Source organism: Thauera carbonicopians (genome assembly GCF_025699485.1).
In the GTDB taxonomy this organism is placed as follows: Bacteria; Pseudomonadota; Gammaproteobacteria; order Burkholderiales; family Rhodocyclaceae; genus Thauera.
Window position 1 is genome coordinate 24,036 of sequence record NZ_JANUXN010000011.1, and the last position, 13,050, is coordinate 37,085.

At 69.8% G+C, this 13,050-nt stretch carries 8 protein-coding genes; 3 read left to right on the forward strand and 5 right to left on the reverse strand.

The features are described from left to right. Positions 1-30: 30 nt before the first annotated feature. Positions 31-2,736 carry a bifunctional [glutamate--ammonia ligase]-adenylyl-L-tyrosine phosphorylase/[glutamate--ammonia-ligase] adenylyltransferase gene (gene glnE, locus NX068_RS13980; RefSeq protein ID WP_263461876.1) on the reverse strand — a complete coding sequence of 902 codons (2,706 nt, stop codon included), beginning with the start codon at positions 2,734-2,736 and terminating at the stop codon, positions 31-33. Between the two features lie 217 nt (positions 2,737-2,953). Here glnE and NX068_RS13985 point away from each other — a divergent pair, with 217 nt between their 5' ends. The 3 genes from NX068_RS13985 (at position 2,954) to tldD (ending at position 9,357) form a co-directional block, all read left to right on the forward strand. Beyond that, positions 2,954-6,907, forward strand: a complete 3,954-nt coding sequence (locus tag NX068_RS13985; protein WP_263461877.1) for a YhdP family protein — start codon at positions 2,954-2,956, stop codon at positions 6,905-6,907. Positions 6,908-6,979: 72 nt separating this feature from the next. Continuing rightward, positions 6,980-7,822 (forward strand): carbon-nitrogen hydrolase family protein, encoded by an 843-nt coding sequence (locus NX068_RS13990; protein WP_263461878.1) that lies wholly within the window; start codon positions 6,980-6,982, stop codon positions 7,820-7,822. Between the two features lie 89 nt (positions 7,823-7,911). Beyond that, positions 7,912-9,357 (forward strand): metalloprotease TldD, encoded by a 1,446-nt coding sequence (gene tldD, locus NX068_RS13995; RefSeq protein WP_263461879.1) that lies wholly within the window; start codon positions 7,912-7,914, stop codon positions 9,355-9,357. An 84-nt stretch (positions 9,358-9,441) separates the two neighbouring features. Here tldD and NX068_RS14000 read toward each other — a convergent pair whose 3' ends face one another. The 4 genes from NX068_RS14000 to NX068_RS14015 are packed head-to-tail and all read right to left on the reverse strand — an operon-like array spanning position 9,442 to position 12,977. Further along, positions 9,442-9,627, reverse strand: a complete 186-nt coding sequence (locus NX068_RS14000; protein ID WP_263461880.1) for a hypothetical protein — start codon at positions 9,625-9,627, stop codon at positions 9,442-9,444. Positions 9,628-9,647: 20 nt separating this feature from the next. Next, on the reverse strand, positions 9,648-11,045 hold the full coding sequence (locus NX068_RS14005; RefSeq protein WP_263461881.1) for a sigma 54-interacting transcriptional regulator: 1,398 nt from the start codon (positions 11,043-11,045) through the stop codon (positions 9,648-9,650). Then, complete coding sequence (locus NX068_RS14010) at positions 11,042-11,566, reverse strand: hypothetical protein (RefSeq protein ID WP_263461882.1); 525 nt, start codon at positions 11,564-11,566, stop codon at positions 11,042-11,044. The genes NX068_RS14005 and NX068_RS14010 overlap by 4 nt, the downstream gene beginning before the upstream one ends. After that, positions 11,556-12,977 (reverse strand): sensor histidine kinase, encoded by a 1,422-nt coding sequence (locus NX068_RS14015; protein WP_263461883.1) that lies wholly within the window; start codon positions 12,975-12,977, stop codon positions 11,556-11,558. The genes NX068_RS14010 and NX068_RS14015 overlap by 11 nt, the downstream gene beginning before the upstream one ends. Positions 12,978-13,050: the final 73 nt, after the last annotated feature.

Sequence of the window (13,050 nt, forward strand, 5' to 3'; positions counted from 1 at the left end):
TTCGATGACGTTTATGTTTCAAGTCGTTCGTCATTCACCGAAGACGTGCCGCCACAGCGTGACCACTGGCGTGCGCGCGGCCTCGGCCTCGCCGGGCGGAACGCGCGAGGGCAGTTCGTTGAGCCGCTGGCGATGCTGCAGGCGGCGCAGTTCGCGGTAGCTGTCGGCGCAGGCGGCGGCGAGTTCGGCCGGGATCAGGCCGAGCTCGCCGGCGATGCGCAGCAGCGCGATGTTGCCGAGGTTGCCGGTGAGCCGGGGGTGGGCATGGGAATGGCCCAGCACCAGGTACTGGATCAGGAATTCGACGTCGATCAGGCCGCCGCGGTCGTGCTTGAGGTCGAAGCGTTCGGGGTCCTTGCCGGCGTGGGCGTCGCGCATCTTGTGGCGCATCGCCAGCACTTCGGCGCGCAGCGTGTCGAGTTCGCGCGGCAGGCGCAGCACTTCGTCGCGGATGCGCTCGAAGGTTTCGCCGATGCGGCGGTCGCCGGCGGAGAAGCGGGCACGGGTCAGCGCCTGGTGTTCCCACACCCAGGCCGATTCGAGCTGGTACTTGCGGAAGGCTTCGAGCGACACCGCGATCATGCCGGACTCGCCGTTGGGGCGCAGGCGCAGGTCGGTTTCGAACAGCAGGCCCGCGGCGGTCCGGCTCGACAGCCAGGTGTTGGTGCGCTGGGCGAGCCGGGTGTAGACCTCGGCGGCTTCGAGCGCGTCGTCGTCGTAGAGGAAGACGATGTCGAGGTCGGAGGCGTAGCCCAGTTCCTTGCCGCCGAGCTTGCCGTAGCTGATGACGGCGAAGGCCGGCTGCTCGCGGTGGCGGATCTTGATCCGGCTCCAGCAGCGCGGCAGCGTCAGGTCGAGCATGATGTCGGCCAGTTCGGACAGGTGGTCGGCGAGCTTCTCCACCGTCAGCAGGCCGGCGATGTCCTGCGTCAGCAGGCGGAAGATCTGGGCGTGGTGCTGTTCGCGCATCACGTCCATCTGCCGCTCCATGTCGGGTTCCAGCGCTTCCAGTTCGGTATCCAGGCTGGTACGGAAGGCCTGCCAGTCCGGCGTCGCTTCCAGGCTGCGGGTGTCGAGCATTTCGTCGAGCAGGATGGGGTGGCGCGTCAGGTACTGCGCGGCCCAGCGCGACGCGCTCATCAGGTCGGCGACGCGGCGCAGTGCCTGCGGGTATTGTTGTAGCAGCGCGAGGTAGGCGCCGCGGCGGCCGATGGCTTCCATCAGGTCGAGGCAGCGGGCGAGCGTGTCGTCCGGCCCGGGGGTGGCCGCGGCCGCTTCGAGGATGCGCGGAATCAGCGCGTCGAAGCGGCTCTTGATGTTGTTCGGCAACTGGCGGTAGCGCGGGCTGGCGTGGATCGAGGCCAGGCGTTCGGCAGCTTCGCGCGGTCGGCGGTAGCCCAGCTCGCCCAGTTCCGGGACGACGCTGTCCACGTCCTCGGCGCCGGCCCAGGCGGCGTCCAGGCTGTGGTCCTCGTCGGAAGGATCGCCGAACACGCTGTCGAAATGCCGGCTGACCGCCGCGCGGTGGGCGTCGAGCGCCGTCAGCAGGGCCCCATGGTCGGCGAAGCCCATCGCCTGCGCGATCAGCGCCTGGTCGTCCTCGCTGGCGGGCAGGTCGTGGGTCTGGGCGTCGTCGAGGTATTGCAGGCGATGCTCCAGCCGGCGCAGGAAGACGTAGGCGGCCGTCAGCTCGGCCACCGCTTCGGCCGCCAGGATGCCGCGTTCGGCCAGTTGCGCCAGCACGCCCAGGGTCGGGCGGATCTGCAGCGCGGTGTCGCGGCCGCCGCGGATGAGTTGGAACACCTGGGCGATGAACTCGATCTCGCGGATGCCGCCGGGGCCGAGCTTGACGTTGTTGGCACGGTCGCGGCGGGCGACTTCGCGCCGGATCTGCGCGTGCAGCTCGCGCATGGCGTTGATGGCGCCGAAGTCGAGGTATTTGCGGAACACGAAGGGGCGGGCGATGTTGCTCAGCTCGGTCCAGCGCTCGCCCAGCATCACCCGCGCCTTGATCCAGGCGTAGCGTTCCCATTCGCGCCCCTGGGTGACGAAGTAGTTCTCCAGCATGTCGAAGCTGCAGACCAGCGGGCCCGAGTCGCCGTTGGGGCGCAGCCGCATGTCGACGCGGAACACCTGGCCGTGCTCGGTGATCTCGGCCAGCGCCTTGATCAACTGCTTGCCCAGGCGCTCGAAGAACTCGTAGTTGCTGATGACCTTGGTGCCGCCGGTGTCGCCGTCCTCGGGGTAGATGAAGATCAGGTCGATGTCCGAGGACACGTTCAGTTCGCGGCCGCCGAGCTTGCCCATGCCGATCACCAGCAGTTCCTGCTCCCAGCCGGTGGGCGACAGCGGCTGGCCGTAGCGTTCGACCAGCGCGGCGCGCAGTACGTCGTGGGCATGGCGCACGGCGACTTCGGCCAGCGCCGTCATGGTTTCGGTGACTTCGGCCAGCGGCGCGCCGCAGCACAGGTCGCGCACGATCAGGTGGCACAGCACCCAGATGCGGAGCTGGCGCAGGGTGGGGCGCAACGCGCTGTCGGGATCGCCGAAGACCGCTTCGCGGGCGGCGATGAAGGCCTCCATGCGGCGTGCGTCGATCGGGCCGCCGATGCTGGCTGCCAGCGCCTCGCCCAGCCAGGGCTGGCTGTCCAGCATGCGGCCGAGGTAGCGGGAGAAGCGGCGGGCATCGTGCACCGCCTGTGGCAGTGCCGGCAGGGCGTCGGGGGAGGCGGACATGGCGGTTCCGGTGCCTTGGTCTGATCGTTGATAGAATGTCGGCCCCGCGGCGAATGGCGCTGGCGGGCGCCGGCTGCGCGAGCATGCGTAGTGTATCCGGGCGCCGCCGTCTCCGTGCGTGCCGACGGGTGCCCGGGAGCGGGGCTGCGCGTGATCCTGCGTGCTGCGGCCGTCCGTTCTTCCCGAATTTCGGCTCGGCAAGCCGCTGCGATGCTGCATGAATCCGCTTTCCGAACCCCTTCCCGAATCGCCCGCGCCGGAGTCGCCTGCGGCGCGGCGCGCCCGGCGTTCGCGCGCGGTACTGGGCCGGATCGGCAAGGCGCTGGTATTGGGCTGGATCGTCGTCGCCAGCGCGATGCTGTTGCTGAGGCATGTGGTGCTGCCCGCGGTCGGCGAGTTCCACGACGAGATCGCCGGCATTGCCGGGCGTTCGCTCGGCCTGCCGGTGGCGATCGAGGCGATCGACGGCGACTGGGCCGGCTGGCGTCCGCGCCTGGTGTTGCAGCGTGTCACCTTGTCGGATGCCGAGGGTCGGCCGGCCCTGAATCTGCCCAGGGTGGACGCCACGCTCGCCTGGACTTCATTGCTGCGCAGACAGGCGCATTTCCACCGGCTGGAGATCACGGCGCCGGAGCTGAGGCTGCGGCGCGATGCGGATGGGCGGGTGTTCGTCGCCGGCCTGCCGGTGGCGGACGGCGATGCCGATGGCGGCGGGCTGGACTGGCTGCTGGCACAGCGCCAGATCGTGATCCACGATGCCGTGCTGCGCTGGGACGATCGCCTGCGGGCGGCGCCGGAGCTGGTGCTGGAAAACGTCGAGATCCGCCTCGACCAGCGCTTCGGCCAGCGCCGCTTCGCCCTGCGTGCCCAGCCGCCGCAGGCGCTGGCGTCGACGCTGGACGTGCGCGGCGAACTGCAGCGCCTCGATGCCGATGCGCCGCTGTCGCTGGCCTCGGCCGGGCGGCTCTACGTTTCGCTCGACCGCGCCGACCTGGGGGGCTGGCAGCCGTGGCTGGATTATCCGCTGCCGCTGCAGGGCAACGGCGGCGTGCGCGCGTGGCTGGAGTCGCGGCAGGAGGGGCGCTTCGCGCTGCCGAGCGGCCTGGGGTTCGGTCAGGCGGCCGGGCGCGGCTGGGCGGTGACGGCGGATCTGGCGCTGGACGGAGTGCGCACGCAACTCGGCAACGGCTTGCCCGAGCTGCTGCTGGAGCGCCTGGACGGGCGCCTGAGCGTCGAGCGCGTGGCCGACGAGTATCGCCTGAGCACGCAGGGCCTGGCGCTGCGTACCGCCGATGGGCCGGCGCTGCCGCCGACCGATCTCGAACTGCAGTTCAGGGGCGAGGAGTCCGGCCAACAGGGCGGGCGGCTGGCGGCCAACCGGCTCGATTTCGACACCCTGGTCCGTCTGGCTGCTTTCCTGCCGCTCGACGAGGCCGTGCGCGACCGGCTTGCCGCGCTCGCGCCGCAGGGCCGGCTGGAGGCCTTGAGCTGGCGCTGGGACGGGGCGCCGGCCGAGCCGCGGGCCTGGGCCGCGTCGGCACGCTTTGCCGGGCTGGGGCTGCTGGCGGGAGAAGGCATGCCGGGCCTCGGCGGCCTGAGCGGCATGTTCGACGGCGACGAGCAGGGCGGCCGCTACCGGCTCGACAGCCGCGACGCCCACCTCGATCTGCCGGAGGTGTTCGAGTCCGGGCGCCTGCAGTTCGATCTGCTGCGTGCCGAGGGTGGCTGGCAGCGGCGCAGCGGGCGGCTCGAGGTCACCCTCGACAGCGCCCAGTTCGACAACGCGGATGCGGCCGGCAGTGCTTCCGGCGTCTACCGGCCGCTGGCCGGCAGCGCGGGGGAGATCGACCTGCAGGCCCGGCTGACGCGCGCCGAGGGCCGTGCGGTGTGGCGCTATCTGCCGCGCGTGGTGGGGCAGGAAACGCATGACTGGGTGCGTGATGCGATCCGCCGCGCCGAGGTGCCGGAAGCCAGCTTGCGGCTGCGCGGCGCGCTCGACGATTTCCCGTTCCGCGATGGCAATGGCGAGTTTCGCGTCGCGATCCGGGTGGTCGATGGCGTGCTCGACTACGCCGAAGGCTGGCCGCCGATCGAAGGCATCTTCGGCGAAGTGCGCTTCATCGGCCCGGGAATGCGCATCGAGGCGCCGCGCGGCCGCATCTTCGGCGTGGCGCTGAGCGATGTCGTCGTCGACATGCCCGAGCTGGACACGGCGCTCTCGGATCTGATGACCATCACCGGCAAGGCCGCCGGATCGACTGCCGACTTCCTGCGTTTCGTCTCGCAGAGCCCGGTGTCGGCCCGCATCGGCGGCTTCACCGACGGCATGCGCGCCGAGGGCAGGGGGACGCTCGACCTGCGCCTGGAGATGCCGCTGGAGAACGTCGATGAGAGCAGGGTCGCCGGCGAGTACCGCTTCGGCGCCAACCGGCTGTGGCTGGTCGAAGGGCTGCCGGTGCTCGAAGGCGCGGCGGGCCGGCTGCGCTTCACCGAGGACAGCCTGTCGATGCCCGAAGGGCGGGCGCAGTTCCTCGGCGCGCCTGCCCGCATCACGGCGCGCACGCTGGACGACGGCACCGTCCGTTTCGATGCCGGCGGCGTGGCGAGCGCTGCGGCGCTGTCGGCTGCCTGGGAACTGCCCTTGCTGGCGCATCTGTCGGGCAGCACGGCGTGGAAGGCCCAGGTCGGTGTCAGCGCGGGCAGCGTGCATGTGGGCGTGGAGTCGGATCTGGCCGGACTGGCGTCGAGCCTGCCCGCGCCGCTGAACAAGAACGTGGGCGAAAGCTGGCCGCTGAACGTCCGCTTCAATGCGCCGGGCGGGGCCGCAGCCCGAAGCTTGAAGCTGGATCTGGCGGAGGAGAGCGGCATGCCGCTGCGGGCCGAGCTGCGCTGGCCGGCCGACGGCCCGATGCGCGGCGGTCTGGCGCTGAATGCCGCACCGACCGCCGCGCTGCGGCTGGCCGAGCGTGGCTTGCGGGTGGAAGGGCATTTCGATGCCCTCGATGCCGACGCCTGGCGCAGGACTTTCGACGCCGAAGCCGGCGGCGGTGATGGAACGGGGGCGCTGCCCCTGCAGGTGGCCGACCTGTCGCTGCAGATCGGCCGCCTGCAGATTTTCGGCCAGACGCTGAATGGCTTTGCCCTGCACGGCGTCAGCGATGCGGGCGGCTGGAAGGCGCGCATCGACAGCGACCGCGCCGCGGGTGAACTCGACTGGCGCGACAGTGGCGCCGGCGCCCTGCACGCACGTTTCGAACGCCTGAGCATCGGCCAGGCGCGGGACACCGAGGAAGGCGGCACGAACGAGGCAACTGCGGCGGTGGAGGACACCGAGACGCCGCCGCGCCGGCTGCCGGCGCTCGACGTGGTCGCCGAGCAGTTCGTGCTGGGCGGCAGGGAACTCGGCCGGCTCGAAGTGTCCGCGCGCAACCGCGCCGGGGCATGGCAGCTCGAGCAGTTCGGGCTTCGCAATGCGGACGGGCAGTTGAACGGCAGCGGTGAATGGCGTACCACGGGCCGGCAGTCGACCCGGCTCGATTTCGACCTGCAGGTGGAGGACATCGGCCGCTTCTCGCAGCGCCTCGGCTACGACGACGTGGTGCGGGGCGGCAAGGCCACGCTGGGCGGCCAGCTGCGCTGGCAGGGCGCGCCGACCCGCATCCACTATCCGACGCTGGCCGGCCGCATGGAGCTGGCGGCGGAAGCGGGCCAGTTCAACAAGCTCGAACCCGGTGTCGGCCGCCTGCTGGGCATCCTCAGCCTGCAGGCCTTGCCGCGCCGGATCACACTCGATTTCCGCGACGTGTTCTCGGCAGGATTCGCCTTCGATGGCATTTCCGGTAGCATCGACGTGGCCGATGGCGTGATGCGTACCGACGATCTCGAGATTCGCGGACCGGCGGCACGCGTGCGCATGCGCGGCTCGGCCGATGTCGAGGCCGAGACCCAGGACCTGCGTGTCGCGGTGCAGCCCACGCTGTCGGAGTCGGTCGCGATCGGCGCCGCCGCGGGTCTGCTGAACCCGGTGGCGGGCGTGGTGACCTATCTGGCGCAGAAGGCGCTCAGCGACCCGATCGAAAAACTCTTTGCCTATGAATATGAGATCACCGGCACCTGGGCCGACCCTGCCGTCCGGCGCCTCGGTGCTGCGCAGCCGGCGCCGGCCGAATGAGATGCCGGACGGCCGGTCCGTGATCTGCCGCGCTTTTCAGCTTTGACCCCACCCGAGATTGCCAGGCCCTGCATGAACGAACCGTCTTCTTCCGTATCCGTATCCGCTTCCGGCAGCGCGCGTGTCGCTGCCATCCAGATGGTGTCCGGTCCCGACGTGGCCGGAAACCTCGAAACCGCCGCCGGCCTGGTGGCCGAGGCCGCCGCTGCCGGCGCACGCCTGGTGGCGCTGCCTGAGTACTTCCCGCTGATCAGTGCCGACGAACAGGCCAAGGTCGGCATCCGCGAGGCCGACGGCAGCGGGCCGCTGCAGGATTTCCTTGCCGGGCTGGCGAGCCGGCACGGCGTCTGGCTGGTGGGCGGCACGGTGCCGCTGGTGGCCGAGGCCGACGACAAGGTGCGCAACAGCACGCTGGTGTATGACGATGCCGGCCGGCGCGTGGCGCGCTACGACAAGATCCACCTGTTCGGCTTCCAGCGCGGCGGCGAGCGCTACGACGAGGCGGCGACGATCGAGCCGGGCGCCACCGTGTGCAGCTTCGATTCGCCCGTCGGGCGCGTGGGGCTGTCGGTGTGCTACGACCTGCGTTTTCCCGAACTCTTCCGCGCCATGGGCGAGCTCGACCTGATCGTGCTGCCGGCCGCCTTCACCCACACCACCGGCCGGGCGCACTGGGAAGTGCTGCTGCGTGCCCGCGCGATCGAGAACCAGTGCTACGTGATGGCGCCGGCCCAGGGCGGGTGCCATCCGAGCGGACGCGTGACCTGGGGCCACAGCATGATCGTCGACCCCTGGGGCGACGTGCTCGCCTGCCGCGACGAAGGCCCGGGCGTGGTGCTGGCGGAGGTCGATGTCGGGCGCATCGCGGCCGTGCGCGAAAGCCTGCCGGCGCTGCACCACCGTTGCCTGGGCTGAATCCCCGGCCATATACATCGAACCAGAATCGGGCGCGATCGTTTGTGCGCCCGGCCGGTCCAACCCGGCAACGAATCCAAGGATCCAGCATGAGCAAGAGCCAGAACCCGCTGAAAACCGCCGACCGCTACCTGCTGTCGCCCTATGGCCTGGGCGAGGCGGAGTTGGAGAAGACCTTCCGCAAGCTGATGCGCCACGACATCGACTTCGCCGACCTGTATTTCCAGTATCAGCGCTCCGAAGCCTGGAGCCTGGAAGAAGGCATCGTCAAGTCGGGCAGCTTCGACATCGAGCAGGGCGTGGGCGTGCGTGCGATCAGCGGCGAGAAGACGGCTTTCGCCTATTCGGACGACATCTCGCTCGACGCGCTGCTGGATGCGGCCACCGCCACCCGCGCGATCGCCGCCGCCGGCGAGCGCCGCAGCGTGAACATCGTGCCGCACAAGCTCAAGACGCCGCTGTACCGCGGCGACGATCCGCTCGATTCGCTCGACGATACCGCCAAGGTCAGGCTGCTGGAGCGGCTCGAGGGCTTCGCCCGCGCCGAAGACCCGCGTGTCACCCAGGTCATGGCGCACATCGCCGGCAGTTGGGAAGTGGTGATGGTGGCGCGCAGCGACGGCCACCTGGCGGCCGACGTGCGGCCGCTGGTGCGGGTGTCGATCACCGTGATCATGGAGGAGGACGGCCGCCGCGAGCAGGGCAGCGGCGGTGGTGGCGGGCGCTACGACTATGCCTATTTCAGCGACGAGCGCCTGCACGAGTATGCGCACGCTGCGGTGCATCAGGCGCGCGTCAACCTCGGTGCCGATCCGGCGCCGGCCGGCAGCATGCCGGTGGTGCTGGGACCGGGCTGGCCCGGCATCCTGCTGCACGAGGCGATCGGCCACGGCCTGGAGGGCGACTTCAACCGCAAGGGCAGCTCGGCCTTTTCCGGCCGCATCGGCCAGCAGGTCGCGGCCAAGGGCGTCACCGTGGTCGATGACGGCACGCTGCCGGACCGCCGCGGCTCGCTGTCGATCGACGACGAAGGCAATCCGACCCGGCGCACGGTGCTGATCGAGGACGGCATCCTCACCGGCTACATGCAGGACATGATGAATGCCCGCCTGATGGGCATGGCGCCGACCGGCAACGGCCGGCGCGAATCCTTCGCCCATCTGCCGTTGCCGCGCATGACCAATACCTACATGCTGAACGGCGACAAGGACCCGGAAGAGATCATCAAGTCGGTGAAGAAGGGCTTGTATGCGGTGAACTTCGGCGGCGGCCAGGTCGACATCACCTCGGGCAAGTTCGTGTTCTCGACCGCCGAGGCCTACCTGATCGAGAACGGCAAGGTCACCCGCCCGGTCAAGGGCGCGACGCTGATCGGCAACGGCCCGGATGCGCTGACCAAGGTGAAGCTGATCGGCAACGACATGCGGCTCGACCCCGGCGTCGGCACCTGCGGCAAGGACGGCCAGAGCGTGCCGGTGGGCGTCGGCCAGCCGACGCTGCGCATCGACGGGCTGACGGTGGGCGGTACGGCCTGATTCGGATCGTCAGGCAGGGGGGCGCGGCGCTTGTCTCCGCGCCCCCGCGGCTTGCCGTTTCCCCATGCACCCGATGAGCCTGGTTCAGCTCTGGACCGGCTTGCTGATCTTGTCCTTGGTGCCGCCGGTGTCGTGCTTTTCGCCGCTGCAGTTGCTCGGCACGTCGATCTCCACGCTCGGCAGCAGGCTGGTGGCCTGGGCCGGGGTGCAGATGGCGTAGGCCAGCGCGGTGGTGGTGATGAGGGTGGCGATGGTCTGGCGCTTGATCATGGCATGCTCCTTTGGTCTGTTCAGCGTTCTGCATCCGGACTGCCGCCGCGAAACAGGTCGGGCGTCAGGCCGTGGCGCTGCAGCAGGCGGTAGAACTCGGTGCGGTTGCGTTCGGCCAGCCGTGCAGCGTCTGAAACGTTACCCGCAGTCAGTTTCAGCAGCTGTATCAGGTAGTTTCGCTCGAAGCGGCGTTTGGCTTCGGCATAACCGAGTGCTTCGATCGGCTGCACGCGCAGCGCGCGTTCGACCAGGCTGCGCGGGATCAGCGGCGTCGTCGCCAGTGCGCAGACCTGCTCGATGACGTTCTGCAACTGGCGCACGTTGCCGGGCCATCTGGCCATGGCCAGCGCTTCGAGCGCGTCGGCGGCGAAGCCGCTCAGCTCCTTGCCGTATTTCCGTGCCACCTGGCGCAGGAAATGCTCGGCCAGCAGCGGGATGTCTTCGCGGCGTTCACCGAGTGTGGGCAGTTCCAGGCTGACGACGTTGATGCGGTAGTAGAGGTCTTCGCGGAACTGGCCGGTGGCCAGCGCGGCATCGAGGTCGCGATGGGTGGCGGACAGGATGCGCAGATCGACCGGCTCGGCGCGGGTGGCGCCTACCGGGCGTACCGCGCGCTCCTGCAGCACGCGCAGCAGCTTGACCTGCAGCGACGGCGGCATGTCGCCGATCTCGTCGAGGAACAGGGTGCCGCCATGCGCGGCCTGCACCAGGCCGGTGTGGTGGCTGGTGGCGCCGGTGAAGGCGCCGCGGACGTGGCCGAACAGTTCGGATTCGAGCAGGGGTTCCGGGATCGCGCCGCAGTTGATGGCGACGAAAGGCGCGGCGGCACGCGGGCTGGCGCGGTGGATGGCGTGGGCGAGGAGCTCCTTGCCGGTGCCGCTGTCGCCGCGGATCAGCACGCTGGCGTCCGATGCGGCAACCAGCCTGGCCTCGTCCAGCAGCGCGTGCATGCGCGTGCTGTGGCTGATGATGTCGGCCCGCCAGCCGTCGTCCGCGGCCTGCCCGGCGGCAGGGGCGGGAGCGCCGAGCTGCAGGGTCTGGGCGATGCGCGTCAGCAGCGCCTGGCTGTCGAAAGGCTTGGTCAGGTAGCCGGCGACGCCGCGCGAGGTGGCTTCGACCGCATCCGGAATCGTGCCGTGGGCGGTGATCAGGATGACGGGCAGGGCCGGGTGCTGCCGGCGGATTTCATCGAACAGGGCGAGGCCGTCGCCGTCGGGCAGGCGCACGTCGCTGAGCACCAGGTCGAAGCGCTCGGTGCCGAGCCGGCTGCGCGCTTCGACGGCGGAGGCGGCGGTGACGACACCGTAGCCGCTGGCTTTCAGGCGCATCGACAGCAGCCGCAGCAGATCGGTGTCGTCGTCGACCAGCAGCACGCGCTGCGCGCCTGGCGCCTCGACGGGAGGGTGGCGCCGGCTCACTGGGAACGCGGGCGCGGCGTAGCTGGCACCGGCGGCGTCAGGCTGCGCTCGATTTCGGCCAGGGCATCGAGCTTGCGTTGCAGTGCTTCGTTGCGCTGCTCGCTGTCCTTGAGTGCTTCGGCGCTTTGTTCGAGTTGCTGGCCGAGGCGCTCGTTGAGCCCGGCGAGTCGCTGGCGCTCCTGGACCTGCTCGAGCAGTGCGCGCGCGTATGGATGCAGCGCGCGCGATTCGGCGTCTTCGGCGGCCAGCAGCCCCTGCAGCAGGCTTCGGGCGCGCGGCAGGTTGGATTGGCGCGGCCTGGCGGCGCGGATTGCCGCCTGCATGGTCTGCTCGGCGGTGGTGGCCTGCGTTTCGCCGTGATGCGAAGCGCCGCCTTCGGCCTTGTCGGGATGGGGCAGCGCTGCGCAGCTCGACAGCAGCAGTGCGCCCAGCAGCAGGAGCAGGGCGGCAGGCGAGGTGCCGGACGAAGCGGCGGGTGCGGTGGCGCGTGGCATCGGGCTCGGATGGAAGTCAGGTCGCATGGGGAAGTTCGACTCGGAAATGGGCGCCGCGTTCGACCGGAAGCGCGGAAACCTTGCCGTGATGTGCGGCAATGAATTCCCGCACGATCGCGAGGCCGAGGCCAGTGCCCTTGGACGTACGCTCGTCCGGATGGCTGCCCTGGAAGAAGGGCTCGAAGATGCGCTCGGATTCTTCCGGCCGGATGCCGGGGCCGTCGTCGATGCAGTCGATGAGCACTTTCTCGTCCTGCGCAGACAGCTCGACCCGCACCTTGCTGCCAGTCGGGCTGAAACCGACGGCGTTGGCGATCAGGTTCGACAAGGCGATGCGCAATTTGCCGGGGTCGGCGCGCACGAGCGGGGCGTCGCCGACGATGTCGATCGCCACGCCGCGCGCCTGCGCCTGCAACTGCAGCTCGCTGGCGACTTCGCGCATCATCGGCAGCAAGGCGCTCGGCTGCAGGTCGAGGCGGCGGGAGTCGAACTGGATGGCGTTGTAGTGCAGCAGTTGTTCGATGCGTTCCTGCAGGGCGCGCGTATTGTGCTCGAGGATGGCCGTGACTTCCTGCTGCTCGGGCGTGAGCCGGCCGAGTACGCCGTCCGCGAGCAGGGAGACGCCCTCGCGCAGCGAGGCGAGCGGCGTCTTGAGCTCATGGGAGACATGGCGCAGCACGCGATTCCGGTTCGCTTCCAGTTCGCTCAGGCGCACGCGCAGCCAGTCGAGCTGCTTGCCGACCCGGCGCAGATCCGCCGGGCCGTCGATGCGGATGGCCTGGTTGAGGCGATTCTCGCCGAGGTCCGAGATGCTCCGCTCGATGTGGCGCAGCGGGCGCAGCAGCCACCAGCCGGTCAGTGCGGCAAGGACGACGGACAGTGCCAGTGCGCCGAGAATCTGCCGGGTCAGCTGTTCGCGGCGCTGGTCGAGGGTGTCGAGCAACTTGCCGTTGCTATCGATGATGTGCGTGCGAACGGCCTGGGCCAGGTCGTCGTTGAGCCGAGCCAGCTCCGCGAGGGCGGTGGCTGCAGCCTGGCTGCGCAGCTCGAGGGGGATGGCGGTGGTGTCACCCGCCACCGCAGCCTCGGCTGCTGCGGCCTGTTCGCGCCATTGGGAGGCGAGTGGGGCGGCATCGGCCAACTGAGCCTCGATACGGGCCAGAGCGGCGAGGGCTTCGGCGCGAGCGCCGTTGAAGCGTTCGAGGAAGGAGATTTCCTCATGCACCAGATACTGGCGGGCGCCGCGCTCGAAATCGACGGTCCGTTCGGCGAGCTGCTGCATGTCGCTGTTGAGCTCGAGCAAGGCGGCTGCGCTGCGACGGCTGTCGCGGGCGAAGCTTTCGAGGTCGAGCCAGCCGCTGATGGCTGCGGCGCTGAGGATGGCGACGATCGACAGGAAGCTCGCGAGCAGAGTCGAACTGAATGACGGACGCAGCATTTTTCTTGGCGCTCTGCGGAAAAGTACGGACTTCATGATTCTAGCGAGCCATGAGAGCGCTGGTGCAGGCAAA

Bases quoted from the DNA above. Each gene is read 5' to 3' on its own strand.
- NX068_RS13990 (WP_263461878.1), top strand. From the start codon at position 6,980: ATGAACGAACCGTCTTCTTCCGTATCCGTATCCGCTTCCGGCAGCGCG.
- glnE (WP_263461876.1), bottom strand. From the start codon at position 2,736: ATGTCCGCCTCCCCCGACGCCCTGCCGGCACTGCCACAGGCGGTGCAC.
- tldD (WP_263461879.1), top strand. From the start codon at position 7,912: ATGAGCAAGAGCCAGAACCCGCTGAAAACCGCCGACCGCTACCTGCTG.
- NX068_RS14010 (WP_263461882.1), bottom strand. From the start codon at position 11,566: ATGCGACCTGACTTCCATCCGAGCCCGATGCCACGCGCCACCGCACCC.
- NX068_RS13985 (WP_263461877.1), top strand. From the start codon at position 2,954: ATGAATCCGCTTTCCGAACCCCTTCCCGAATCGCCCGCGCCGGAGTCG.
- NX068_RS14000 (WP_263461880.1), bottom strand. From the start codon at position 9,627: ATGATCAAGCGCCAGACCATCGCCACCCTCATCACCACCACCGCGCTG.
- NX068_RS14015 (WP_263461883.1), bottom strand. From the start codon at position 12,977: ATGCTGCGTCCGTCATTCAGTTCGACTCTGCTCGCGAGCTTCCTGTCG.